The sequence below is a fragment of the Brevundimonas vancanneytii genome (genome assembly GCF_901421975.1).
Classification (GTDB): Bacteria; Pseudomonadota; Alphaproteobacteria; order Caulobacterales; family Caulobacteraceae; genus Brevundimonas; species Brevundimonas diminuta.
This window is the reverse complement of the sequence record NZ_LR588407.1, coordinates 1,788,197-1,811,408: the sequence shown is the minus strand read 5'-3', so window position 1 is coordinate 1,811,408 and position 23,212 is coordinate 1,788,197. Positions and strand designations below refer to the sequence as shown.

The following is a 23,212-nucleotide window of genomic DNA, read 5'->3' as shown; positions in this document are numbered from 1 at the left end:
TTTGTCTTATTCGGCTTCCGCAGCCTTGGCCGCCTTCTTGGCGGGGGCCTTTTTCGCGGCCGGTTTCTTGGCGGCAGACTCCTTCTTCGCCGCAGGCTTTTTCGCAGCCGCCTTCTTGGCGGGCGCCTTCTTCTTGGGCGCGGCGCCGGCTTTGGCGGCCAGCAGGGGCAGGGCGGCCTCCATCGTCATGTCCTCAGGCGCCGTGCCCTTGGGCAAGGTGGCGTTGATCTTGCCCGACTTGACGTAGGGGCCGTAGCGGCCGGCCATGACCTGAACGGCCTCGCCCGTTTCCGGGTGGGCGCCCAGTTCCTTCAGCGGCGCGGCGGCCGAGGCGCGGCCCGCACGACCTGCGCGCTTCTCAGCCAGCAGGGCCACGGCGCGATTCAGGCCGACGTCGAACACTTCCTCGATGTCCGCCACGTTGGCGTAGGTGCCCGCGTGCGCCACGAACGGACCGTAGCGGCCCAGGCTGGCGGTGATCATCTTGCCGTCTTCGGGGTGCGGACCCACGTCGCGCGGCAGGCTGAGCAGGCGCAGCGCCTTCTCCAGATCGATCGATGCCGGGGACCAGCCCTTGGGCAGGGACGAGCGCTTGGGCTTGTCCGCATCCGGGGGCGTGGTTTCGACATATGGGCCGAAGCGACCGATCTTCAGATGCACCGGCTGGCCGGTCGCCGGATCGACGCCCAGTTCGCGATCGCCGCTCTCGGCGCCGCCGTCGGCCGCGTCGGGAGAGGCCACCGGGCGGGTGTATTTGCACTCCGGATAGCGCGAACAGCCGATGAAGGCGCCGAAACGGCTGGTCTTCAGGCTCAGCTGGCCTTCATGGCAGACCGGGCATTCGCGGGGATTGGATCCGTCGCCCTTGTCCGGGAAGATGTGCGGACCCAGCGCCTCGTTCAGGTGATCGAGGATCGCCGTGGTGCGCAGTTCGCCTGCGGCCTGCGTGGCGGCGTGGAAGTCCTGCCAGAAGCGGCGCAGCAGGGTCTTCCAGTCCAGATCGCCCGCCGACACCTCGTCCAGCTGGGTCTCCAGCGCCGCGGTGAAGTCGTATTCGACCCATTTGGCGAAGAACTGCTCGAGGAAGGCCGTGACCAGCCGTCCCTTGTCCTCGGGATAGAAGCGGTTCTTGTCCATGCGGACGTATTCGCGGTCGCGCAGGGTCGTCAGGATGGAGGCGTAGGTCGACGGGCGACCGATGCCCAGCTCTTCCAGCTTCTTGACCAGGGTGGCTTCCGAGAAACGCGGCGGCGGCTCGGTGAAGTGCTGGTCGGTGCGGATCGCCTCGACCTTGGCCTTGGCGCCTTCCTTCAGCGCGGGCAGGCGGCCGCCTTCGTCTTCCTCGTCTTCAGCGCCCTTCTGCTTCTCGTCGCGGCCTTCTTCATAGGCGGCGATGAAACCGTCGAAGACCACGACCTGGCCGGTGGCGCGCAGGCCGGTCTGGCCGTCGGGCGTCTCGATCTCGACCGTGGTGCGGTCCAGGCGCGCCGACTCCATCTGCGAGGCGATCATTCGCTTCCAGATCAGCTCGTACAGGCGCTGCAGGTCGTTCTCGAGCCGCAGGGTGTCGGGGCTGCGCAGGATGTTGGTCGGACGAATGGCTTCGTGCGCTTCCTGGGCGTTCTTGGCCTTGGTCTTGTAGTAGCGCGGCTCGGCCGGGACATAGGCGGGGCCGAAACGCTGGCCGATGGCCTCGCGCGCCTGGGCGATGCCCTCGGGCGTCACATAGACGCCGTCGGTACGCATGTAGGTGATCAGGCCGCCGGTGTCGTCGACGCCCTCATACAGCTTCTGCGCCGCCTGCATGGTGCGCTGGGCGGTGAAGCCCAGCTTGCGTGCGGCTTCCTGTTGCAGGGTCGAGGTGGTGAAGGGCGGGGCGGGAGACCGCTTGGCCGGCTTCTTCTCGACCGACTTGATGGTGAAGTCGCCGCTGTGAACGGCCTCGCGCGCCGCCATGGCCATGGCCTCGGACACGATGTCCAGGCGCTGGACGCGCTTGCCGTCATGCTTGACCAGACGGGCGGTGAAGGGCGGGCTGTCGGCGATCAGGTCGGCCTCGACCGACCAGTATTCCTGCGCCTTGAACTTCTCGATCTCCATCTCGCGATCGACGACGATGCGCAGGGCGACCGACTGGACGCGACCGGCCGAACGGGCGCCCGGCAGCTTGCGCCACAGCACCGGCGACAGGTTGAAGCCCACCAGATAGTCCAGCGCCCGGCGCGCCAGATAGGCGTCCACCAGCTCCATATCCAGCTGGCGCGGATTGGCCATCGCTTCCAGCACGGCGGACTTGGTGATGGCGTTGAAGGTGACGCGCTGGACGTCCGTGTCCTTCAGCGCCTTCTTCTTGTTCAGGATCTCCAGAACGTGCCAGCTGATCGCCTCACCCTCGCGGTCGGGGTCGGTCGCCAGGATGACGCGGTCGGCGGCCTTGGCGGCCTCGGCGATCTCGGACAGGCGCTTGGACGCCTTGGCGTCGACCTCCCAGTGCATGGCGAAGTCGTCGTCAGGCAGCACCGAGCCGTCCTTCGACGGCAGGTCGCGGACGTGGCCGTAGGAAGCCAGAACCTTATAGTCCGAGCCCAGGTATTTATTGATGGTCTTGGCCTTGGCGGGGCTCTCGACGATAACGAGATTCATGGCGCTCTATCGGGGAAAACGGGGCGCGAACGTGGTTGCGGCGGACGCGGAAGTCAATCGGCCCGTTTTATATGAGCAACCTTTCCGGGTAACGTGAGTTTACAAACCTCCTTGAGTTGTGTTCCTCTCAGGCGTTCTCGGGAGGGTTGACGATGAACAAGCCAGTGCAACGACGTCGCAAGGCGACAGGCCCTGACCTGACGGACTATCCGGTCCGTGAATATGTGGCCGCCATGGCCACGGAACTGGCCGGAATGGCCCGCTGGGACGGGGACGAGCGGTTGGCCGGACTTCTGGAAAGCGCGGCGGATATGGCCCGCCGCACCGCGCCCGCCTAGGTCGAGGCCAGTCCGCCGGGCAGCAAGGTCGCTCGCCCTGCGAGGTGAAGCTCCAGCAGGGCGGCGGCCGTTTCCGCAATTGACAATCCGGCGGCGCGCGCCAGTTCGTCGCGACCGATGGGCGTCGGCGACAGCAGGGCTTCGATACGATCCAGCACCGCATCGTCGATCTGATCCGGCGAACCGGCGGCGAACGGCGAATCAGCGGGCGGTTCGCGCAGCGTCTTCAGAGCGGCGTAGGCCCGCTCGATGTCCTCGATCCCTTCGCACAGGATGGCGCCCTGACGCAGCAGCTCGTTCGGCCCTTTGGAGCGCGGGTCCAGCGGCGAGCCCGGCACGGCGAAGACGTCGCGGCCCTGTTCGCCCGCCAGCCGCGCGGTGATCAGGGAGCCGGAACGGATTTCCGCCTCGACCACCACCACGCCGCGCGACAGGCCCGAGATGATGCGGTTGCGACGCGGGAAGTCGCGCGCCTGCGCCCGCGCGCCGACGGGGCTTTCCGATACGATGCAGCCGCGCTCGGCGATCTGGCGATACAGGTCGGCGTTGTCAGAGGGGTAGACGTCATCCACGCCGCCGCCCAGCACGGCGACCGTGCCGGTCTCCAGCGCGCCCAGATGCGCCGCCGCATCGACGCCGCGCGCTAGACCCGAGACGACGACCTGGCCGCCTTCGCCCAACTGCTGGGCCAGGCCGCGCGCGATGCGCTGGCCGCCCGCCGAGGCGATGCGCGCCCCGACGATGGCCATGCAGGGCCGCTGCATCAGGGCCGGATCGCCCAGCGTCCACAATAGGGGCGGCGGCGGATCGACGGCGGCCAGGGCCTCAGGATAGGCGGTCTCGCCCCACAGGATCAGCCGCGCGCCGATACGGGCGCCGGCCTCCAGTTCGGCCTCGACGGTTTCGGGCGCCGGGATGGAATAGCCGTTGCGTCCCCGGCTGCGGATCAGGTCGGGCAGGGCGTTCAGCGCGCGCTCGGCCGAACCGAACCGCTGCAACAGCTGGGAAAAGGCCACGGGGCCGACGCGGTCGGTCCGGGCGAGCCGGAGGCGGGCGAAGCGCTCGGCCTCCGACAGGAGCGTCACGCCTTCTTCGCCCCGATCTTGGGCTCGGCGCCTTTCAGCAGGCGGCCGATGTTCTCATGGTGGCGGATGAAGATCAGGACGGCGGTGAAGACCGCCATGATGAAGATAGGCTGCGGCGCAGGCAGACCCAGCGCAGGCAGGGGCAGCAGGGCGTATAACGGCGTCAGCGCCGCCGCCACCAGGGCCGACAGGGAGGAATAGCGCAAGGCGAAGGCCATGATCAGCCAGGTCGCCGCCGCCAGCAGGCCCAGCGGCCAGCACGCGGCCAGGATCAGGCCGAAAAAGGTCGCCACCCCCTTGCCGCCCTTGAACCCCAGCCAGATGGGGAACAGGTGGCCCAGGAAGGCCGCGCCGCCGGCGATGGCGCCCGCGACGTCGGTCCCCAGAAGATGCCGCGCGATCAGCAGGGCGACCGCGCCCTTGCCCGCGTCCAGGATCAGGGTGGCGATGGCCAGATCCTTGCGCCCGGTGCGCAGGACGTTGGTCGCGCCGATATTGCCCGAGCCGATGTTGCGCACGTCGCCCGCGCCCGCCGCGCGGGTCAGGACCACGCCGAACGGGATGGAGCCCAGCAGGTATCCGCCAATAGCCACAAGCCCGAGCGTAAGGAGCGCCGGCCCCGCCAGATCCTGCAAGTGATTCGCTCCCCTTAACGTGCGTCGTGGACGATGCGGCCCGAAACGACGGTGAGCAAGACCTTCCCTTGCAGTCGCCGCCCGTCAAAGGGCGAATTCTTCGACTTGGAGCGCAGGGTCGCGGCGTCGATCACCACCGGCGCCCCGGCGTCGAACAGCACCAGATCGGCGGGCGCGCCTTGCGACAGCTCTCCGGCCTCCAGGCCCAGCAGGGCGGCCGGGCCCTGCGTCAGCGGCCGCAGCACGTCCAGCAGGTCGACGCCGTACTCGTGGTGCAGCGTCAGGGCGGCGGGCAGCAGGGTCTCCAGACCCACGGCGCCCGGCTCGGCCTCGGCGAAGGGGCGGCGCTTGTTCTCGGCCGGTTCGGGACAGTGGGCCGAGGTGATGACGTCAATCAGGCCGTCGCGCACCGCCTCGACCAGGGCCTGCCGGTCGCTCTCGGCGCGCAGGGGCGGGTCCAGTCGATAGAAGGTCCGGTAGTCGCCGATGTCGATCTCGTTGAAGCACAGGTGGTTGATCGAGGCCGAGGCCGCGACCTCCAGCCCTCGCGCACGGGCGCGGGCCAGCGTCTCCAGCGCGCCCTCGGTCGAGATCTGGTCGATCAGGAAGCGCGCGCCGGTCTGCTCGACCAGGGCCAGATCGCGCTCCAGCTGGATGCGCTCGGCGATGGCGGGGGCGCCCGACAGGCCCAGCCGCGTCGCCAGTTCGCCCGAGGTCGCGACCGCGCCCTCCGACAGCCACGGCTCGGTCGGACGACAGGCGATCAGGGCGTTGAAGGAGGCGGCGTAGCTCATGACCCGTTGCAGGGTGCGGGTGTTGCGGATCACCCGGTCGCCGTCGGTGAAATACAGGGCGCCCGCCTCGTGCATCAGACCGATCTCGGCCATACGCTCGCCGTCGCGCGCCTGCGTCGCCGCGCCCGCCGCGCGGACGTGGACCAGACCGAGCGCTGCGCCGCGCCGCTGAATGTGGTCGATCAGGGCCGGGTCGTCGATGGCCGGGTCGGTGTCGGGCTGGACGACGATGGTGGTGACGCCGCCCGCCGCCGCCGACAGGCTGGCCGACTTCAGCGTCTCCTTGGGTTCGTTGCCCGGCTCGCCGGTCTTGACCCGGATATCGATCAGACCGGGCGCCAGGCAGCGGCCCTCGGCGTCGATGATCTGCAAGCCCTCGGGGCGTTGGGTTGCTTGCCCGTGGATGACCTCGACGATGCGGCCGTTCTCGATCAAGACGGCGCCGGGGCCGTCATAGTCGCTGGCTGGATCCAGCAGGCGGGCGTTGATGATGGCGATCGGCTGTTGAGCGGCGGTCATGCGGCGCCTCCCGCGCGGCGGTGGGCGAGGGCGGCCAGGACGGCCATGCGGGCGGCGACGCCCATCTCGACCTGATCCTGGATCAGGGAGACGCTCAGGTCGTCGGCCACGTCGGAATCGATCTCCACGCCCCGGTTCATCGGGCCGGGGTGCATGACCTTGGCGTTGGGGGCGGCCCAGGCCAGCTTTTCGCGGTCCAGACCCCAGAAGCGGAAATACTCGCGCGTCGAGGGGATCAGGGCGCCCGCCATCCGCTCGAGCTGAAGGCGCAGCATCATCACCACGTCACAACCGGCCAGACCCTCCTTCATGTCGTGGAAGACCTCGCAGCCCCAGCGGTCGGCGTCGCCGGGCACCAGCGTCGGCGGCCCGATCAGCCGTACCCGCGCGCCCATCATCTGCAGCAGGGCGACGTTCGAGCGCGCCACGCGGCTGTGGGCGATGTCGCCGCAGATGGCGACGCTCAGCCCGCCTACGTCGCCGAAGGCGCGCCGCATGGACAGCAGGTCCAGCAGGGCCTGCGTCGGGTGCTCATGGCGCCCATCGCCCGCGTTGACGACGGCGCATCCGACCTTCTGCGACAGCAGGTCCACCGCGCCCGAGGAGGCGTGGCGCACCACCAGAATCTCCGGCTTCATGGCGTTCAGCGTCACGGCGGTGTCGATCAGCGTCTCGCCCTTCTTCACCGAGGAAGAGGCGACAGGCATGGTCACCACGTCGGCGCCCAGACGCTTGGCCGCAATCTCGAAGGAAGAGCTGGTCCGCGTCGAGTTCTCGAAGAACAGGTTCACGACCGTCTGACCGCGCAGCAGGTCCACGCCCTTGGCGGATTGCCGGTTGAAGTCGACGAAGGCGTCGGCCAGGTCCAGCAAGGCCAGGGCGGCGGGCGGGTTCAGATCGCCTGCGGCCAGGAAGTGATCGCGGGGGAACGGGGTCAGCCGTTCCTGAATGAGTTCGGTGACGGGAGCGGCTTGGGTCATCGAGACGCCGCTATAGGCGGGACTCAGGCCAGATGGAATAGCAGCAGCGCCATTGGAATGCCGATCACGGAGAATACTGTCGTCGCCGCGATGATCCCGGCCATCAGCGGCGCGTCTCCGCCCATCTGACGCGCCAGCACATAGGCCGAGGCGGCGCCGGGCGCCGCGCCGCACAGCAGGGCGATTCCCTGCGCCAGCTCATCGCCGCCATAGAGGCGCGCCAGTTGCCACATGGCCAGCGGCGTCACGATCATCTTGACCACGACCACGGCGCCGACCGTCACCCGCGTGCGCGCCAGTTCGCGGAAGCTCAGCCCTGCGCCCGCCACGATCAGGCCCAGCGGCAGGGCGGCTGAGCCCAGCAGCTGCAGCGTCTCGGCCACGCCGGGCGGCTGCGGCGCGCCCGAGAAGTTCAGCGCCAGCCCCAGCAGACAGGCCAGCAGGATCGGGTTGGACATCATCGCCCGGAACAGGGCTCTGGGCGAGGCGCCGTGCTGGCCCGCGCCCCATTTGGCCAGGACGACGACGCTCAGGATGTTGCTGACCGGGATCATGGCGGCGATGACCACGGCGGCCAGACCCACGCCCGCCGGCCCGAAGGTCGCCTGCACGACCGGCAGGAAGACGAAGCTGTTCCAGCGGATCATGCCCTGAAAGACGCTGGTGTAGGCCGGGCCGCTGAGGGGCAGCAGCGGCTTGGACAGCAGAGTCAGGGCCGAGATGATGATGGACACGGTCACGGCGGCGGCGCCCGCCGCGCCTGCGGCAGAGCCCGACAGGACCGCGTTCCAGATCGCCGGGATCAGGAAGCCGGGATAGAGGACATTGATGGCCAGCTTCTCGATCGGCCGCCAGGCGGCGTCGGGCAGGTAGTCCGACTTCTTCAGGCCATAGCCGAGCGCCAGCAGCAGGAAGACCGGCAGGACGCCCGCGAGAATGGCCGCCATCTCAGCCGCGCAGCCGGTCCAGCGCGCCTTGCAGGATCCATGCGGCGGCGGTGCGGTCCACCACATCGGCGCGGCGCTTGCGGGTCAGGTCCAGTTCGTCGATCAGGAAGCGCTCGACGGCGGTGGTCGACAGCCGTTCGTCCTGAAAGGCGACGTTGACCGGCCGGAACCGCTCCAGATTGCGGGCGAAGGCGCGGCACGACTGGGCGCGCGGCCCCTCGGTCCCGTCCATGTTCAGCGGCAGGCCGATGACCAGGGCCGAGACCTTGCGGCCGTCCATGATCTTGAACAGCTGTTCGGCGTCCTGGCTGAACTTGGTCTTGCGGATCAGCTCCAGCGGGCTGGCGATGATGCGGCCGGTGTCAGAGACGCTGACGCCGATGGTGTTCTCGCCCAGGTCCAGGCCCAGCCACGGGGTGTTGGGCGGGCAGGCGGCGGGCAGTTCGGAGAGATCAAGGACAGGCACGAGGGCGCGTTAGGCTCAGACGGGGCGCGTGTCAAAGCGTGGGGCCCTTTCCCTCCGCCGGGATGAGCGGTGAGGGGGAGGGACTCACACGTCGTCGTCCCCGACCGGCCCGCCTTCGTTCTCTAGGTTGCGGATCGAGCGCACTTCCTTGCGCGTGAATTTCAGCCGTACGCCCAGGCCGCCGTCTTCTTCATGCAGGAAGACGGCGCCGCCTTCCTCCAGCGCGGCCTGAAGGCGGCTGCGGGCCTCGTCGCCGGGATCGACGTTTTCGCGCTCGAAGTCGGCCAGGGCGTCCACCGTCAGGCCAGACAGGCGGGCCACATGGTCGCGCGGCCATTGCACCAGGGCGCGCGCGGCGCGGACTTGGGGGCCGGTGATCTTCATGGTCGCGTCTCCTGTGATCTGCGCCTCATACTTAGGCGCCGCTCGGGCCTTCGATAGGGGGCGTTTGGCCGCAACGGCCAAGCTCATTTCGCGCCTGCACCCAAATCCTTGTCGAAGCGGCGTCGAGACGCTAATCCCGACCCCTTAGACTCTCATGCTTTGGAGGGCCGCATGGCCATCGACGCCGCGACGGTGCGCAAGGTTGCGCATCTCGCCCGCATCAAGACCCCCGAGGACCGCCTGGAGCCCCTGGCCCAGGAGCTGAACGGCATCCTGAAGTGGATCGAACAGCTGGACGAGGTGGACGTGCAGGGCGTCGAACCGATGACCTCCAACGTGTCCCAGCCGCTGCGCATGCGCGACGACGTGGTTACGGACGGCGACAAGGTCGCTGATGTCCTGTCCAACGCGCCCAAGTCCGCCGACGGCTTCTTCGTCGTGCCCAAGGTCGTGGAGTAAGTCATGACCGATCTGACCAAGCTGACGCTGGCCGACGCCGTCGACGGCCTGAAGGCTAAGACCTTCTCGTCCGAAGAACTGACCAAGGCCTTCCTGACCAACATCGAGGCCTCGAACCCGACGCTGAACGCCTATGTCGAGGTGACGGCGGACAAGGCGATGGAACAGGCGCGCGCGTCCGACGCCCGTCTGGCCAAGGGCGAGGGCGGGGCGCTGGAAGGCGCGCCGCTGGGCATCAAGGATCTGTTCTGCACGCAGGGCGTGCAGACGACCGCCGGCTCCAACATGCTGCGCGGCTTCGTGCCGCCGTATGAATCGACCGTCACCGCCAATCTGTGGCGCGACGGGGCGGTCATGCTGGGCAAGCTGAACATGGACGAATTCGCCATGGGCTCGTCCAACGAGACCTCGGCCTTCGGCCCGGTGAAGAACCCGTGGAAGTCCAAGGGCTCGAACGCCGACCTGACGCCGGGCGGCTCGTCCGGCGGTTCGGCTTCGGCCGTGGCGGCGGACCTGTGCCTGGCTGCGACCGCTTCGGACACCGGCGGCTCGATCCGCCAGCCCGCCGCCTTCACCGGCACCGTGGGCATCAAGCCGACCTACGGCCGCGCCAGCCGCTACGGCATGGTCGCCTTCGCCAGCTCGCTGGATCAGGCCGGGCCGATCGCCAAGACGGTCAAGGATTCGGCCCTGCTGCTGAATTCCATGTGCTCGTTCGACGCCAAGGATTCGACCAGCCTCGACATCCCGACCCCCGACTGGACCCAGTCGGTCGGCCAGTCGGTCAAGGGCCTGCGCATCGGCGTGCCCAAGGAATATGTCCTCGACGGCATGCCCGCCGAGATCCAGAAGCTGTGGGAGCAGGGCGTCGCGTGGCTGAAGGCCGCCGGTTGCGAGATCGTCGAGATCAGCCTGCCGCACACCAAATACGCCCTGCCGACCTATTACATCGTGGCCCCGGCCGAGGCGTCGTCGAACCTGGCGCGCTATGACGGCATGCGCTTCGGCCACCGCGCCGAGCAGTTCACCTCTCTGGACGACCTCTATGCGACCTCGCGCGCCGAGGGCTTCGGCAAGGAGGTCCAGCGCCGCCTGACCATCGGCGCCTATGTGCTGTCGGCGGGCTTCTATGACGCCTATTACGTCAAGGCGCTGAAGGTGCGTCGCCGCATCGCCCAGGACTTCGACAACGTCTGGGGCCAGGTGGACGCCATCCTGACGCCGTCCACCCCGTCGGCCGCCTTCGCCATCGGCGACAAGCAGATCGACCCCCTGACCATGTATCTGAACGACGTCTTCACGGTGACGACCAACCTGGCCGGTCTGCCGGGCATCTCGGTCCCCGCCGGCCTCAGCGCCGACGGCCTGCCGCTGGGCCTGCAGGTCATCGGCAAGGCCCTGGATGAAGCGACCGTCTTCCAGGTCGCGGGCGCCCTCGAAGACGCGGCGGGCTTCGTCGCCAAGCCGGACCGTTGGTGGTGAGCATGACTGAGAACTCCAAACTGATCCAAGGCCGCACGGGCGCTTGGGAAATCGTCATGGGTCTGGAGATCCACGCCCAGGTCGCCTCGAACGCCAAGCTGTTCTCGGGCGCGGCGGTCGGCTTCGGCGCCGGGCCGAACGAGCAGGTGTCGCTGGTCGACGCGGGCTTCCCCGGCATGCTGCCGACCCTGAACAAATACTGCGTCGAGCAGGCGGTGAAGTCGGGCCTGGGCCTGCGCGCCCAGATCAATCTGAAGAGCCAGTTCGACCGCAAGAACTACTTCTATCCCGACCTGCCGACCGGCTATCAGATCAGCCAGCTGTATCACCCCATCGTGGGCGAGGGCGTGGTCGAGGTGGAGGCCGAGGACGGCAGCTTCTTCAACGTCGGCATCGAACGCCTGCACCTGGAACAGGACGCGGGCAAGCTGATCCACGACCTGTCGCCGACCGAATCCTACGTCGACCTGAACCGTGCGGGCACGGCGCTGATGGAGATCGTCTCGCGCCCCGACATCCGCACGCCGGAAGAGGCGGTCGCCTACGTCAAGAAGATCCGCACCATCCTGATCTACCTCGGCACCTGCGACGGCGACATGGAGAAGGGCAATCTGCGCGCCGACGTGAACGTGTCAGTCTGCCGCGCCGGGAACTACGACAAGTTCAAGGAAACGGGCGACTTCAGCTTCCTGGGGACGCGCTGCGAGATCAAGAACGTCAACAGCTTCCGCTTCATTTCCCAAGCGATTCAATATGAAGCGCGTCGCCAGATCGAGATTCTCGAAGACGGCGGTTCGATCACGCAGGAGACGCGCCTGTATGATCCGACAGCGGGCGAGACGCGCTCCATGCGCTCCAAGGAAGAGGCGCAGGACTATCGCTACTTCCCCGATCCCGACCTGTTGCCGCTGGTGCTGGAGCAGGCCTGGATCGACGCCATCAAGGCCGACCTGCCGGAGCTGCCGGACGACAAGCGCCGCCGCTTCATGAGCGAATACGGCCTGTCGCAATACGACGCAGGCGTGCTGATCTCGGAGCAGGCCAAGGCCCTGTATTTCGAGGCCGCCGCGAAGGGCCGCGACGCCAAGCTGGTGTCCAACTGGGTGACGAACGAGGTCTCGGCCCGTCTGGCTGCCGACGGCAAGGACTTCAGCGACAACCCGTTGCCGGCCGCCCACGTGGCCCAGCTGGTCGAGCTGATCGAGACCAACGTCATCTCGTCCAAGATCGCCAAGGAAGTCTTCGACTATGTGTGGAACGGCGAAGGCTCGCCCGCCGAGGTGGTCGAGAAGCACGGCCTGAAGCAGGTCACCGACACCGGCGCCATCGAGAAGGCGGTGGACGAGATCATCGCCGCCAACCCCGACAAGGCCGCCGCCGTCGCCGAGAAGCCCCAGGCCATCGGCTGGTTCGTCGGTCAGGTCATGAAGGCCACCGGCGGCAAGGCCAATCCGGCCGCCGTGAACGACATCCTGAAGGCTAAGCTAGGGCTTTGATGCTTGGGGGCTGCGGCCCCCAAACCCCCCAGCTGGTCGCTAACGCTCGCGACGCGGTCGCTCGCTGCTTGAGCGACAGGGCGCGTTAAGGGTTAGGCTAGAGCCTTCTTGCAGACCACAAAAAGGCCCCGGAGAGCTCTCTCCGGGGCCTTTCTGTTGCAGTGCTACCAGCGCCAGGCGTCGCGGACGACTTCGATGATGTAGCCGTCGTAGTCGTCGATCAGATAGATCGCATTGTCGACATAGACCCATCGCGTGCCTGGAGGCGGATAGCCCAGGCCGTAGGTGCGCCAGTCGTTCACCTGATAGCGCCAGAAGACGTCCGGCAGATACTGGCCGACATAGTACTGCCGGTTCCAATAGGTGCGCGGCACGCTGTAGTAGCCGTAGCCGGGCGCGAAATAGAAGCCGATGCGCACGCCGTTCCAACTGCGGAAGCGCTGGTCATGGCGCCACCAGTCGCTGCGATGACGGCGATCCCAGTCGCGGCGCCATTGGTCGCGATTCCAGCGGTTGTGGAATTCGCGATAGTCGCGGTCACGGTTCCATTGGCTGGGACGATCCGGCCTGTTCGGACGCTGGGCGTCCGGGCGGCCAGGGCGGTTCCAATCTGGGCGTTCGGGACGGTCTGGGCGAGGGGAATCCGGTCGATTTGGGCGCTGGGGACGGTCCGGTCGATTCCAATCGGGACGGTCCGGACGATTGGGTCTGTCAGGCCGCGGTTGATCGGGTCTCTGGGGACGGTCCGGCCGATCCGGGCGTTGTGGCCGGTCCGGTCGGCTAGGGCGATCGGGGCGATCGGGGCGGTTCCAGTCGGGTCGCTGTTCCGGCCTTTGTTCCGGCCGCTGTTCTGGTCTGCGCTCCGGTCGTTGAGGGCGCGGGCCTTCCTGACGCGGGCGGTCGGCGTCGCGGTGATGGCGCTGAGGTTGGCCGCGATCAGGACGACGCGGACCGTCCTCGCGCGCCTGCGGCCGATCCTGGGCCAGAACAGCCATGGGGGCTGCGGCGGGCACGAGGAAGCTGGCGGCCGCCGCGAACATGAGAAGCGAGCGTTTCATGGTCGAAGTCCTCGCACGTCCGAACTGGACGGCTTGCGGACAGAATGGGCCCGGGGCCATGAACTGCTGCTGAACGTCGATCGCAGAGCGGCGTCATGAAAAAAGCCCCGCAAGACAGAGCCTTGCGGGGCGAAGCGATGCCTTGATCCAGCGTGCTTTAATAGACGTCGCTCAACACGCTGGCGATCAGGCCTGTGGCGACGGCGATCAGCAGGATGTCGTTGCCGGCATGGACGTAGCGATAGCCGCGCGGAGCGGGTCTCAGATTATAGAAATAGGGGTCGTTGACGTAGTAGGAGCGATAGGCGGGCGGCAGGTAGGCGCCCGTGCGCCAGCGATAGCCGTAGTAGCGAGGTTCGACCCGATAATAGCCGTGTCCCGGCGCATACCAGTAGCCGTTGCGGGCGCCGCGATAATCGCGGAACTCGGGCCGCCCGCGCCACCAGTTGTGGTTGTCACGGCTCCAGCGGTCGTATCGGCGCTGGTCCTGACGCCATTCTCGACGATCGTCGCGACGGTCTTGACGCCACTCACGACGGTCCTGGCGCCACTCACGGCGGTCCTCGCGTCGGTCCTGGCGCCATTCACGACGGTCGTCGCGTCGATCCTGACGCCGCTCACGGTGGTCGTCTCGGCGATCATGGCTCCATTCGCGGCGGTCCCCGCGATGATCCTGCGCCTGGGCCATCATGGGGGCGGCTGTGGTCGCCAGAGCGAGCGCGACGACGGCGGCCTTGGTCAGGCGGTTCATTTGGCAACTCCATTCAAGAAGCGAAATCCCTGTCTGGCGTCGACTTTCACGCTGGTCGAATGAACCGTCGCTGAACCGGCCTGTCAGCTTGCGTCCGCATGCGGACAAGGGCCGCGCTGCGTGGGGTTTGAGCGCGTTAACGCTAATTTCAAACCAACGATACTTGAATGCGTATCCGATAGCGGGGTCAGAACGACGCCGCGGGGGAGGATTGCTGATGAATCCGCTGCATGACGATCAAGCGCCCCAGGCGCGCGACACCTTGCCCTTGCCCACGCTCGACATGGACGGCGACGCCTTGTTCCGTCTGGGCCTGGCCTATTCGGCGGGACTGGACGGATGCCCGATCGACCGGGTGTCGGCTCATATGATCTTTAACCTGGCCTCCATGAAGGGCTCGATTGAGGCGCGGGAATACCGACGCGACATCAGCCAGGAGATGGAGCACGACGAGATCGCCGAAGCCCAGCGCGCCGCACGCCGCTGGATTGACGCCGGTTCTTCTACGCTCGCCGCCTGATCCAGGCGGTCTGATGAAGTCTTGCGGCGTCTGGACCGGGCGGCGGCGGCGGGGTATGCACCCCGCGAGTTCCCCGTCCGAAGGATTCCGTCCATGCTCGCTCGCATCTATCGCCCGGCCAAGACCGCGATGCAGTCCGGCAAGGCCAAGACGCGCGACTGGCGTCTGGAGTTCGAGCCGGCCTCGGCCCGCACCATCGATCCGCTGATGGGCTGGACCAGCTCGACCGACATGAACGGCCAGGTCCGCCTGTCCTTCGACACCAAGGAAGAGGCGGTCGAGTACGCCGAACGCCACGGCATCGCCTTCCGTCTGCACGAGCCGAACGAGGCACCGGTCATCATCAAGGCCTACGCCGACAACTTCGCCACCAACCGCAAGCAGTCCTGGACGCACTAAGTCCGAACTGCGGCCTTCCGCGCCCTTAGCTCAACCGGATAGAGCACCCGCCTTCTAAGCGGACGGTTGCAGGTTCGAGTCCTGCAGGGCGCGCCATGCCTTCAATCCCTTCTCAAGATCGCCGATCAGGTCGGCGGGATCTTCCAGCCCGATATGCAGACGCAGCAACTGACCGGACAGGTCGGGCGCATGCTGCCGATGGGCCAGTTGCGGCGTTTCGTGGGTGATCAAGCTCTCGAAGCCGCCCCAGGAATACCCCATGCCGAACAGGCTGAGCGCGCGCATGAAGGCGTGGGCCGCCGCTGTGTCGCCGCCCTTCATGACCACGCCCATCAGGGAGGCCGCGCCGTCGAAGTCGCGCCGCCACAGGTCGTGTCCGACTGAACCGGGCAGGGGCGGATAAAGGACGTCGGCGACTTCCGGCTGAGCTTTCAGCCACTGCGCCACCGTCAGGGCCGAGCGGGCCTGGGCCTCGTAGCGCAGGGGCAGGGTGCGGACGCCGCGCAGCGCCAGCCAGGCGTCGTCGGGCGAGACGTGCCAGCCCATGTCCTCGATGGTGTTTGCGATGGCGCGTAGGACGGACGGCTCGCCGGCGGCGATCCCGCCCATTAGCAGATCAGAATGGCCGCCGACGTATTTGGTCAGGGCCTGGACGCTGACGTCGACGCCATGCGCCAGGGGACGGAAGGCCAGCCCCGCCGCCCAGGTGTTGTCCATGACCGTCAGAACGCCGCGTTCGCGACAGGCGGCGGCCAGAGCGGGGGCGTCTGCGATCTCGAAGGTCAGAGAGGCGGGCGCTTCGATCAGCAGAAGTCGGGTGCGCGGGGTGATGGCGGTCAGAACGGCCTCGGTCGAGGCGTCGGCGGGGTGGAAGCGGGCGGTGATCCCGCGCGCGGCGAGGTGGCGGGTTAGGAAGCGGCGCGTGGGTCCATAGACGGCGTCGGTGGTCAGCACCTCGTCGCCGGGACGCAGCAGGGCGGTCAGGGGCACGGTCACGGCCGCCAGGCCCGAGGGGACCAGGAAGGCGTCGGTCCCGCCTTCCATCTGGGCCAGCAGGGCGCGCAGCTCGCGCGCCGCGCTCGTGCCGTCGAGGCCATAGACGGGGCCGTCCGACGCATCCTGCATCCGGGCCGGATCGTCGCTGAGCATGGTGGAGGCGCGCTCCACAGGAGGATTGACCGGGCGACGCCCGTGGCCGCGCCGGGTGGCGCCGGCGATCAGCCGGGTTCGGTCGGAAATGGGCGGCATGAAGGCTCCGGCGGGTTGCGGTTCGGGGCCTAGAGGGCTCTAAACTGTTCCGGGGCGCAAGACGGAGCGGTGGATCGGATGCGGAGATGGCGAGCGACAGCAGGCGTGGCGGCGATGCTGACCCTGGCGACAGGCGCCTGTCAGAGATCGGCTGAACCGCAGGCGCCGGAGCCGCGCGAACCTTCACGCCAGGCGCCGACCGCCGCGACCGAGGCGAAGTCCAGCCCGACCCTGGCGGCGGTGCGCCAGCGCGGTCGGCTGAATTGCGGCGTGCACGAGGGGCTGGTCGGTTTCGCCTATACCGACAATCGCGGCGCCTGGCGGGGCTTTGACGTCGACTTCTGCCGCGCTACGGCGGCCGCCATCTTCGGCGATCCTGACGCCGTGCGCTTCGTGCCGTTGACGACGGAACAGCGGTTCGAGGCCCTGCGCGACGGGCGCGTGGACGTGCTGTGGCGCAACACCTCCTGGACCATGAGCCGGGATACGGGCGCGCAGCTCAGTTTCGCCGGGATCAACTACTACGACGGCCAGGGCTTCATGGTGCGCCGCGCGCTCAATCTGAGCAGCGCGGCCGAACTGAACGGCGCTCGCATCTGCGTTCAGTCCGGCTCGACCACTGAGCTGAATGTCGAGGACTATTTCCGCCGCAGGGGCATCGAGTATCGCCCCGTCGTGGTCGCCACCGAAGGCGAGGCGCGCCAGGCCTATGCGCGCGAGGAATGCGACGCCTTCACCGCCGACATCTCGGCCCTGGCGGCGGCGCGCACGACCCTGCCGAACCCGCAGCAGCACGTCATTCTGCCGGACGTTATCTCCAAGGAGCCGCTGGGGCCCGTGGTGCGCAGCGGCGACGACCGCTGGACGGCGGTTATTCGCTGGACGCTCAACGCTCTGATTTTGGCCGAGGAATTGGGCGTGACGCGTGCAAATGCCGCAGACATGGATAAGAATTCCGCGGACCCTAGAGTCCGTCGTCTGCTCGGCGACGAAGGTGACTTCGGCCCGAGCCTCGATTTGTCGAGAACATGGGCGAAAGACGCTGTTTCTGCTGGCGGAAATTACGGCGAGATATTCAATCGGAACCTGGGCTCACAGTCGTCTCTGGATCTGGAGCGCGGATTGAATGCTCAATGGTCGTCACGGCCCAGTGGGTTGATCTATGGCCTTCCTGTCCGTTAGTCCAAGGGGGTGAGGGAATAGGGGAACGGATCGGATGGAGATCAAAGCCAAGCGCGGACTGCCGCTCCATATGTTGATGCTGATCGGGTTTCTGGTCGGTCTCACGGGCGGACTCATCGTCAATCTGACCGTCGGAGGGGACGTCGGTTGGGTGCAGTGGCTGACCTCCAACATCACAGGACCGGCCGGGCAGATCTTCCTGCGTCTGCTGTTCATGCTGGTTCTGCCGCTGCTGTTCTCGGCCCTGGTCATCGGGGTGGCCGAGATGGGCGACCTGAAGGCTCTGGGTCGGGCGGGCTCCAAGAGCCTGGGCTTCACCGTCTTCATTTCCGCCGTGGCCGTGCTGATCGGCATGGTCATGGTCAACGTCTTCCGGCCCGGCGACGGGGTTGATCCGGCCCTGGCGCAACAACTGCTGGATCAGGGGCGCGCGGGCGCGGCCTCCATCGTCGGCAATGCGCCCAAGTCGGTGCAGGCGGGCGACTTCTTTCTGGAGCTGATCCCGTCCAACGTCTTCACGGCGGCGGCCGAGAACCAGATTTTGCCGGTGATGGTCTTCGCCCTGTTCTTCGGCGTCGGCCTGGTCATGACCAAGAGCCCTGCCACGGACCGGCTGCAACAGACCATCGAGGGGCTGTTCGAGGTGATGATGAAGCTCATCAACCTCGTCATCCGCATCGCCCCGATCGCCATCGCCTGCCTGATGTTCAACCTGGCGGCCCTGTTCGGCTGGGAGCTGCTGATCCGTCTGGGCGCCTTCGTCGCCGTGGCCGTGGGGGCCATGGCGATCCATATGTTCGTGGTCTATCCGCTGGTGATCTGGCTGATGGGGGGCATGTCGCCGCTGAAGTTCTTTCGCGACATCCGCGAGGCCATGGTGGTGTCCTTCTCCACCGCCTCGTCCAACGCCAGCCTGCCCGTGTCGCTGCGCGTGGCCGAGCAGAATCTGGGTCTGCCGCGCAAGATCGCCCGTTTCGTCCTGACCGTCGGCGCCACCGCCAACCAGAACGGCACGGCCCTGTTCGAGGGGGTGACGGTGCTGTTCCTGGCCCAGTTCTTCGGCGTCGACCTGACGTTGGGCCAGCAGGTGATCGTCATGCTGGTCTGTATCCTGGGCGGGGTCGGCACGGCGGGCGTGCCCGCCGGCTCCTTGCCGGTCATCGCCATGATCCTGGCCATGGTGGGGGTGCCGCCGGAAGGGATCGGCCTGATCCTGGGCGTCGACCGCTTCCTGGACATGTGCCGGACCTCGCTGAACGTCACCGGCGACCTGGTCGTCGCCGCCGTGGTGTCGCGCGGAGAAGAGGATGCGGACGCCGACGAGCCGCCTGCTGCGCCGGCCGTCACATAGGAAAAAGCCGACGCAGGGGATCCTGCGTCGGCCTTGTCCCTAGCGCCCAGTTCCGGTCAGGACATGGGCGGGGGCGGCGTCCGATCGGGGGGCAGGGGGATGAACTCCTGATCGTCCATGTCGGGCAGTTTCATGCGACCGGCGCGCCAGTCGGCCTTGGCCTGCTCGATTCGCTCCTTCGAAGACGAGACGAAGTTCCATTCGATGAAGCGCTCGCCCACCGGCTCGCCGCCCAGCACCATCAGGGTGGTCGGCTGCTGCGCCACGATGATCGAGGGCAGGCCCTTTTCAAGCACGGCCATCTGACCGGGGCCGACAGGGCGGCCGTCGTCGATCTCGACCATGCCCTGGACCACATAGACGGCGCTTTCGGCGTGATCCGTCGGCGTCTGGAACCGGGCGCCCGGCTCCATCTCAAGGTGCATGTAGTGCAGGGGCGAGAAGGTGCTGACTCCGGCCTTCATGCCCATGGTCTCGCCCGCCACCAGACGGCCCTTCACGCCGCTTTCGATCCAGGTCGGCAGGTCGCTGGAGCCGACGTGCTGGAAGGACGGGTCGACCTCTTCCTGACCGTCAGGCAGGGCCAGCCAGGCCTGAATGCCCTCCAGACGCAGCCCCTCCATGCGGGCGCGCTCGAACCGCTCGGAGTGGGTGACGCCGCTGCCCGCGGTCATCCAGTTGACCTCGGCTGGGCGGATGTCCTGCTGGACGCCCAGGCTGTCGCGGTGGGTGATCTCGCCGTCGAACAGATAGGTCAGGGTCGAGATGCCGATGTGCGGGTGCGGGCGCACGTCGACCGTCTTGGGGATGCCGGCGGGCATGTCCACCGGGCCCATGTGGTCGAAGAAGACGAAGGGACCGACCGCGCGACGCTTGGCGAAGGGCAGGACGCGGCCGACCTCAAAGCCGCCGAGATCCTTGCGGCGCTGGTCGATGATGAGTTCGATCATGGTTGGGGTTTCCTGAAGGCTGAACGCTGCGACGACGAAAGGGGCGATCCCCGCACTATGACGCGGATCGCCCTCAAGGGTCACTCTTCCCTGTCGTAGGAGAACTGGATTCCGGCCGTGCCGCCGGTTTCGATGAACAGGTTCATGAAGGCGGGGACAGTTTCCGACCGTTTCCAGTCACGCTGCAGTTCACAGAACAGCTGAGGCGCGGAAATCAGCTTTCCGCCCGCCTGTTCGATGCGGCGTAGGCCCATTTCGTGCGCCGTGACCGAGGTGCCGCCGACGGCGTCGGCCACGACATAGACCTCATAGCCGTCACGCAGGGCGTCCAGAGCCGGGAAGGTCAGGCAGGCTTCGGTCCACAGGGCCGTCATGATCAGTTTCTTGCGGCCGGTCGCCTCGACCGCCTTGCGGAATTCCACGTCTTCCCAGGAGTTGATCGTGGTGCGGTCATAGGTCGGATAGTCTTTCAGCACCTTGCGCAGTTGCGGGATCGGCGGCCGGTTCAGCCCCGTCTCGACGTTGACGGTCGAGTGGACGATCGGCAGGCCATAGGCGACGGCCGCCTTGGCCGTGCCGACGATGTTGTTCACCAGCAGCTGGCGGTCCATCGAGGCGATGGAGTTCACCTGAACCGGCTGATAGTCGATGATGACGAAGGCCGAGTTCTCGGGGGTTAGAAGATGATCCGACTTCGGATCGCGGATCGGTTCGCTGGCCATTGAGTGGTTCCTTTCCGGGGAAGTTGCGCCTTGGCGAGGCGCGCGCATGACGCCGGTTTCGCTTCATCGATGAGGGGCGAGGCGGAACCGGCGCGTCTTCGTCAGTCGCGTTGCGAGTCGAGGGTCTCGTGGTCCGTCGCGACCTGCTGAGCCTTGCCGTAGCTTTCGATCAGCAGTTGGTACGGCGGGAAGATCTGGGTGTAGATCTCGGCCCACTGCTGGGCGTCGTCGCGATGCCAGGTCTTCTGAAGTTCCGAGGCGACAGCGGCCATATCCATCGGCACCACGCCAGCCTGGACCACGCGGGCCAGGGTGATCTCCTGGGCCATCTTGGAATAGGTGCCCGAGGCGTCGACCACCACGAAGACCTTGTAGCCTTCATAGGCGGCGCTGATGGCGGGGAAGGCCATGCAGACGCTGGTGATGGTGCCGGCGATGATCAGGGTCTTGCGGCCCGTGGCCTTCACGGCGGCGACGAAGTCGGGATTGTCCCAGGCGTTGATCTCGCCCTTGCGCGCCACATACTGGGCGTGGGGGGCGTTGGCGTGGATTTCCGGGATCAGCGGGCCGTTCGGGCCCTGGGGCACCGAGGCGGTGGTGATGACCGGCAGCTTGGCCAGGGTCGCCATCGAAGCCAGGGCGGCGGCGTGGCGGCGCAGGGTGGTCATCGGCATGTCGGCCACGGTCTGGAATAGGCCGCTCTGGTGATCGATCAGCAGCATGACGGCGTCGTTCGGGTCGATGACCGGACGCTGGCCGTTGAAGTTTGCGGGCAGGGCGGAAGCGGACACGGGCGTCTTTCCTTTCAGGCAGGGGGCCGCGCTCGGACGAATGTCCGGTCAAGGCGGGGGTTGCGGCCCGGTCCGAAGACCGGGCCTTACGTTTTCGTGAGGGCGTTCAGGCGGCGGGGATGTCGCCGAAGCGGCCGCTGTTGAAGTCCGTGACGGCGGTGCGGATCTCGTCCTCGCTGTTCATCACGAAGGGGCCGTAGCCGACGATGGGCTCGTCGATCGGCTCTCCGGTCAGGATCAGCAGGGTCGTGTCCGCATCGGCGCTCAGGGTGACGCTGTCGCCCTTACGATCCAGCAACAGGGCCTCGGCGGCGCCGGCCGGCTGGTCGCCGTTGACGGTGACGTGACCCGACAGAACCACCACCATGGCCGTGTGGCCTTCGGGTAGATCCAGCGTCGTCTCGGCGTCCCGGTTCAACCGCACGTCCCACACATTGATTGGGGTGAAGGTCGTGGCCGGGCCTTTCGCGCCGTCTATCGCGCCGGCGATGATCCGGGCCGTGCCTGCGTCGTCTGGCAGGGAAACGGTCGGAATGTCGGCGTTCAGGATCGACTGGTAGCCGGGACGGGTCATCTTGTCCTTGGCGGGCAGGTTGACCCACAGCTGAACCATGCGGAACGGGCCGCCGGTGCGCGAGAAGGCCGGGGAGTGGAACTCCTCGTGCAGGATGCCGCCGCCCGCCGTCATCCACTGGACGTCGCCGGGGCCGATGATGCCGCCCTGGCCGGTCGAGTCGCGATGCTCGACCTCGCCGTCGTAGACGATGGTCACGGTCTCGAAGCCGCGGTGCGGATGCTGGCCCACGCCGCGCCGCTCGGTCGTCGGCTCGAAGTTGTACGGACCGGCGTAGTCGAGCAGCAGGAAGGGGCTGACCTGTTTGCCTGCGGCGTTGTAGGAAAACAGCGAACGGACGGGGAAACCGTCGCCGACCCAATGGCCGCGGTCGTTGCCGTAACGGCCCAGAACCTTCTTCATGGTCTTGTCTCCATTCGATGGACCGGCCGTCAGAAGAAGAGGCCGATCGCGTTGAAGACCTTATGCCTGCGAAACGATGAGGCGGGCAGATTGCGAAATCGCTTCGCTGCGTTCTATCAATAGAACGATGAGAGACCTCAACGACCTCTATTATTTCGTGCAGGTGGTGGATCACCACGGCTTCGCCCCGGCGGCGCGGGCGCTGGGTATGCAGAAGTCCAAGCTCAGCCGCCGCATCGCCGCGCTGGAAGACCAGTTGGGCACGCGGCTGATCCAGCGCTCATCACGCAAATTCTCGGTCACAGAGATCGGGCTGGCCTATTATCAACACTGTCTCGCCATGCTGATCGAGGCCGAGGCGGCGCAGGCCTTGATCGACGGCGCCCGGTCCGAGCCGTGCGGCACGATCCGCGTCGCCTGCGCGCCGGGCCTGCTGACCTATCAGATGAGCAGTCTGATCGTCCGCTTCATGGCCCTGTATCCCGATCTGGACGTGCAGTTGCACAGCACCAGTCGCCGGGTGGACGTCATCGGCGAGGGCTTCGACCTGGCGATCCGCGTCCGCGAGCCGCCGCTGGAACAAACCGATCTGGTCATGCGCAAGCTGGACGAGAGCGTGCATCGTCTGGTCGCCAGTCCGGACCTGATCGCCCGCATGGGACGGCCGACCGGCCCGGCCGATCTGGCGAACTGGCCCAGCCTCGACTTCGGCCCGGCGCATCGCGACCACGTCTGGGCGCTGCATCACACGGAAGGCATGACGGCCTCGGTGCGACACGCGCCGCGTCTTGTGACCGACGATCTGCACATGCTGCACGAAGGCGCAGTTCATGGTCTGGGCGTCGCCCTGCTGCCGACGGTGGCCGTCGCCCGCGATCTGGACGCCGGGAAACTGGTCGACCTGCTGCCGGACTGGCGACCGAAGAAGTGGATCGTCCACGCCGTCTTCCCGTCGCGACGCGGCCTTCTGCCGTCCGTGCGCATGCTGCTGGACTTCCTCGTCGCAGGCTGCGCCGAACAGCAGGCGCACGGCTAA

General features: G+C 67.2%; 24 protein-coding genes and 1 tRNA gene. 10 read left to right on the top strand and 15 right to left on the bottom strand.

Annotation, left to right across the window (positions count from 1 at the left end):
• Positions 1-6 precede the first annotated feature (6 nt).
• Positions 7-2,643: a type I DNA topoisomerase gene (gene topA / locus FGL25_RS08940; protein ID WP_138141507.1), complete on the bottom strand. Its 2,637-nt coding sequence runs from the start codon at positions 2,641-2,643 to the stop codon at positions 7-9.
• 152 nt (positions 2,644-2,795) lie between these two features.
• Between topA and FGL25_RS08935 the strand changes: the two genes are divergently transcribed.
• Positions 2,796-2,981, top strand: coding sequence for a hypothetical protein (locus tag FGL25_RS08935; protein ID WP_040345201.1), 186 nt, complete (start codon positions 2,796-2,798; stop codon positions 2,979-2,981).
• Here FGL25_RS08935 and dprA read toward each other — a convergent pair.
• The 7 genes from dprA to FGL25_RS08900 form a co-directional block, all read right to left on the bottom strand.
• Positions 2,978-4,066, bottom strand: a complete 1,089-nt coding sequence (gene dprA, locus FGL25_RS08930) for a DNA-processing protein DprA (protein WP_138141506.1) — start codon at positions 4,064-4,066, stop codon at positions 2,978-2,980. The genes FGL25_RS08935 and dprA overlap by 4 nt on opposite strands.
• Entirely contained in the window at positions 4,063-4,701 is a 639-nt protein-coding gene (plsY, locus tag FGL25_RS08925) for a glycerol-3-phosphate 1-O-acyltransferase PlsY (protein WP_128719937.1), read from the bottom strand. Before plsY ends, dprA begins: the two co-directional genes overlap by 4 nt.
• Positions 4,702-4,715: 14 nt before the next feature.
• Positions 4,716-6,014 (bottom strand): dihydroorotase, encoded by a 1,299-nt coding sequence (gene pyrC, locus FGL25_RS08920; protein ID WP_138141505.1) that lies wholly within the window; start codon positions 6,012-6,014, stop codon positions 4,716-4,718.
• Positions 6,011-6,994, bottom strand: coding sequence for an aspartate carbamoyltransferase catalytic subunit (locus FGL25_RS08915; protein WP_138141504.1), 984 nt, complete (start codon positions 6,992-6,994; stop codon positions 6,011-6,013). Before FGL25_RS08915 ends, pyrC begins: the two co-directional genes overlap by 4 nt.
• A 23-nt stretch (positions 6,995-7,017) precedes the next feature.
• Complete coding sequence (locus FGL25_RS08910) at positions 7,018-7,941, bottom strand: AEC family transporter (RefSeq protein ID WP_138141503.1); 924 nt, start codon at positions 7,939-7,941, stop codon at positions 7,018-7,020.
• Between the two features lies 1 nt (position 7,942).
• Entirely contained in the window at positions 7,943-8,407 is a 465-nt protein-coding gene (ruvX, locus tag FGL25_RS08905) for a Holliday junction resolvase RuvX (RefSeq protein ID WP_138141502.1), read from the bottom strand.
• An 84-nt stretch (positions 8,408-8,491) separates the two neighbouring features.
• Complete coding sequence (locus tag FGL25_RS08900; RefSeq protein ID WP_087141170.1) at positions 8,492-8,791, bottom strand: DNA-binding protein; 300 nt, start codon at positions 8,789-8,791, stop codon at positions 8,492-8,494.
• A 171-nt stretch (positions 8,792-8,962) separates the two neighbouring features.
• Between FGL25_RS08900 and gatC the strand changes: the two genes are divergently transcribed.
• The 3 genes from gatC to gatB are packed head-to-tail and all read left to right on the top strand — an operon-like array spanning position 8,963 to position 12,228.
• Complete coding sequence (gene gatC, locus FGL25_RS08895) at positions 8,963-9,250, top strand: Asp-tRNA(Asn)/Glu-tRNA(Gln) amidotransferase subunit GatC (RefSeq protein ID WP_076223212.1); 288 nt, start codon at positions 8,963-8,965, stop codon at positions 9,248-9,250.
• 3 nt (positions 9,251-9,253) lie between these two features.
• Positions 9,254-10,732, top strand: coding sequence for an Asp-tRNA(Asn)/Glu-tRNA(Gln) amidotransferase subunit GatA (gatA, locus tag FGL25_RS08890; protein ID WP_138141501.1), 1,479 nt, complete (start codon positions 9,254-9,256; stop codon positions 10,730-10,732).
• Between the two features lie 2 nt (positions 10,733-10,734).
• Entirely contained in the window at positions 10,735-12,228 is a 1,494-nt protein-coding gene (gene gatB, locus FGL25_RS08885; RefSeq protein WP_088411567.1) for an Asp-tRNA(Asn)/Glu-tRNA(Gln) amidotransferase subunit GatB, read from the top strand.
• Positions 12,229-12,392: 164 nt separating this feature from the next.
• Here gatB and FGL25_RS17490 read toward each other — a convergent pair whose 3' ends face one another.
• The gene (locus FGL25_RS17490) at positions 12,393-13,286 is read right to left on the bottom strand and encodes an RcnB family protein (protein ID WP_252970104.1); all 894 of its coding nucleotides are present in this window, start codon (positions 13,284-13,286) and stop codon (positions 12,393-12,395) included.
• Between the two features lie 157 nt (positions 13,287-13,443).
• On the bottom strand, positions 13,444-14,037 hold the full coding sequence (locus FGL25_RS08875) for an RcnB family protein (RefSeq protein ID WP_003164658.1): 594 nt from the start codon (positions 14,035-14,037) through the stop codon (positions 13,444-13,446).
• Positions 14,038-14,254: 217 nt separating this feature from the next.
• On the opposite strand from FGL25_RS08875, the gene FGL25_RS08870 reads away from it, so the two are divergent.
• From FGL25_RS08870 to FGL25_RS08860, 3 genes are all read left to right on the top strand, one after another.
• Complete coding sequence (locus FGL25_RS08870; protein ID WP_138141500.1) at positions 14,255-14,557, top strand: sel1 repeat family protein; 303 nt, start codon at positions 14,255-14,257, stop codon at positions 14,555-14,557.
• 93 nt (positions 14,558-14,650) lie between these two features.
• On the top strand, positions 14,651-14,956 hold the full coding sequence (locus FGL25_RS08865) for an ETC complex I subunit (protein WP_003164660.1): 306 nt from the start codon (positions 14,651-14,653) through the stop codon (positions 14,954-14,956).
• Between the two features lie 19 nt (positions 14,957-14,975).
• Positions 14,976-15,052 (top strand) — tRNA-Arg (locus tag FGL25_RS08860).
• On the opposite strand, the gene metC is transcribed toward FGL25_RS08860, so the two are convergent.
• Positions 15,011-16,204 carry a cystathionine beta-lyase gene (gene metC / locus FGL25_RS08855; RefSeq protein WP_138142422.1) on the bottom strand — a complete coding sequence of 398 codons (1,194 nt, stop codon included), beginning with the start codon at positions 16,202-16,204 and terminating at the stop codon, positions 15,011-15,013. The genes FGL25_RS08860 and metC overlap by 42 nt on opposite strands.
• A gap of 78 nt (positions 16,205-16,282) precedes the next feature.
• On the opposite strand from metC, the gene FGL25_RS08850 reads away from it, so the two are divergent.
• Both FGL25_RS08850 and FGL25_RS08845 read left to right on the top strand, forming a co-directional pair.
• A complete protein-coding gene (locus FGL25_RS08850; protein ID WP_040345212.1) occupies positions 16,283-17,386 on the top strand; it encodes an amino acid ABC transporter substrate-binding protein in 1,104 nt (367 codons plus the stop codon).
• Between the two features lie 34 nt (positions 17,387-17,420).
• Positions 17,421-18,737 carry a dicarboxylate/amino acid:cation symporter gene (locus tag FGL25_RS08845; protein WP_088411570.1) on the top strand — a complete coding sequence of 439 codons (1,317 nt, stop codon included), beginning with the start codon at positions 17,421-17,423 and terminating at the stop codon, positions 18,735-18,737.
• Between the two features lie 56 nt (positions 18,738-18,793).
• Here the strand turns inward: FGL25_RS08845 and FGL25_RS08840 are convergent, their stop codons facing one another.
• The 4 genes from FGL25_RS08840 to FGL25_RS08825 all read right to left on the bottom strand — a co-directional run bounded on the left by FGL25_RS08840 (position 18,794) and on the right by FGL25_RS08825 (position 22,176).
• Positions 18,794-19,687, bottom strand: coding sequence for a pirin family protein (locus FGL25_RS08840; RefSeq protein WP_003164669.1), 894 nt, complete (start codon positions 19,685-19,687; stop codon positions 18,794-18,796).
• A gap of 80 nt (positions 19,688-19,767) precedes the next feature.
• Positions 19,768-20,409 carry a hydrolase gene (locus tag FGL25_RS08835; RefSeq protein ID WP_138141499.1) on the bottom strand — a complete coding sequence of 214 codons (642 nt, stop codon included), beginning with the start codon at positions 20,407-20,409 and terminating at the stop codon, positions 19,768-19,770.
• A 101-nt stretch (positions 20,410-20,510) separates the two neighbouring features.
• Positions 20,511-21,200: a hydrolase gene (locus tag FGL25_RS08830; RefSeq protein ID WP_197733816.1), complete on the bottom strand. Its 690-nt coding sequence runs from the start codon at positions 21,198-21,200 to the stop codon at positions 20,511-20,513.
• A gap of 106 nt (positions 21,201-21,306) precedes the next feature.
• A complete protein-coding gene (locus FGL25_RS08825; protein ID WP_088411573.1) occupies positions 21,307-22,176 on the bottom strand; it encodes a pirin family protein in 870 nt (289 codons plus the stop codon).
• Positions 22,177-22,303: 127 nt separating this feature from the next.
• Here FGL25_RS08825 and FGL25_RS08820 point away from each other — a divergent pair, with 127 nt between their 5' ends.
• Entirely contained in the window at positions 22,304-23,212 is a 909-nt protein-coding gene (locus FGL25_RS08820) for a LysR substrate-binding domain-containing protein (RefSeq protein ID WP_088411574.1), read from the top strand.

Bases quoted from the DNA above. Each gene is read 5' to 3' on its own strand.
- topA (WP_138141507.1), bottom strand. From the start codon at position 2,643: ATGAATCTCGTTATCGTCGAGAGCCCCGCCAAGGCCAAGACCATCAAT.
- FGL25_RS08935 (WP_040345201.1), top strand. From the start codon at position 2,796: ATGAACAAGCCAGTGCAACGACGTCGCAAGGCGACAGGCCCTGACCTG.
- pyrC (WP_138141505.1), bottom strand. From the start codon at position 6,014: ATGACCGCCGCTCAACAGCCGATCGCCATCATCAACGCCCGCCTGCTG.
- FGL25_RS08915 (WP_138141504.1), bottom strand. From the start codon at position 6,994: ATGACCCAAGCCGCTCCCGTCACCGAACTCATTCAGGAACGGCTGACC.
- FGL25_RS08910 (WP_138141503.1), bottom strand. From the start codon at position 7,941: ATGGCGGCCATTCTCGCGGGCGTCCTGCCGGTCTTCCTGCTGCTGGCG.
- FGL25_RS08900 (WP_087141170.1), bottom strand. From the start codon at position 8,791: ATGAAGATCACCGGCCCCCAAGTCCGCGCCGCGCGCGCCCTGGTGCAA.
- gatC (WP_076223212.1), top strand. From the start codon at position 8,963: ATGGCCATCGACGCCGCGACGGTGCGCAAGGTTGCGCATCTCGCCCGC.
- gatA (WP_138141501.1), top strand. From the start codon at position 9,254: ATGACCGATCTGACCAAGCTGACGCTGGCCGACGCCGTCGACGGCCTG.
- gatB (WP_088411567.1), top strand. From the start codon at position 10,735: ATGACTGAGAACTCCAAACTGATCCAAGGCCGCACGGGCGCTTGGGAA.
- FGL25_RS17490 (WP_252970104.1), bottom strand. From the start codon at position 13,286: ATGAAACGCTCGCTTCTCATGTTCGCGGCGGCCGCCAGCTTCCTCGTG.
- FGL25_RS08875 (WP_003164658.1), bottom strand. From the start codon at position 14,037: ATGAACCGCCTGACCAAGGCCGCCGTCGTCGCGCTCGCTCTGGCGACC.
- FGL25_RS08870 (WP_138141500.1), top strand. From the start codon at position 14,255: ATGAATCCGCTGCATGACGATCAAGCGCCCCAGGCGCGCGACACCTTG.
- FGL25_RS08865 (WP_003164660.1), top strand. From the start codon at position 14,651: ATGCTCGCTCGCATCTATCGCCCGGCCAAGACCGCGATGCAGTCCGGC.
- metC (WP_138142422.1), bottom strand. From the start codon at position 16,204: ATGCCGCCCATTTCCGACCGAACCCGGCTGATCGCCGGCGCCACCCGG.
- FGL25_RS08850 (WP_040345212.1), top strand. From the start codon at position 16,283: ATGCGGAGATGGCGAGCGACAGCAGGCGTGGCGGCGATGCTGACCCTG.
- FGL25_RS08845 (WP_088411570.1), top strand. From the start codon at position 17,421: ATGGAGATCAAAGCCAAGCGCGGACTGCCGCTCCATATGTTGATGCTG.
- FGL25_RS08840 (WP_003164669.1), bottom strand. From the start codon at position 19,687: ATGATCGAACTCATCATCGACCAGCGCCGCAAGGATCTCGGCGGCTTT.
- FGL25_RS08835 (WP_138141499.1), bottom strand. From the start codon at position 20,409: ATGGCCAGCGAACCGATCCGCGATCCGAAGTCGGATCATCTTCTAACC.
- FGL25_RS08825 (WP_088411573.1), bottom strand. From the start codon at position 22,176: ATGAAGAAGGTTCTGGGCCGTTACGGCAACGACCGCGGCCATTGGGTC.
- FGL25_RS08820 (WP_088411574.1), top strand. From the start codon at position 22,304: ATGAGAGACCTCAACGACCTCTATTATTTCGTGCAGGTGGTGGATCAC.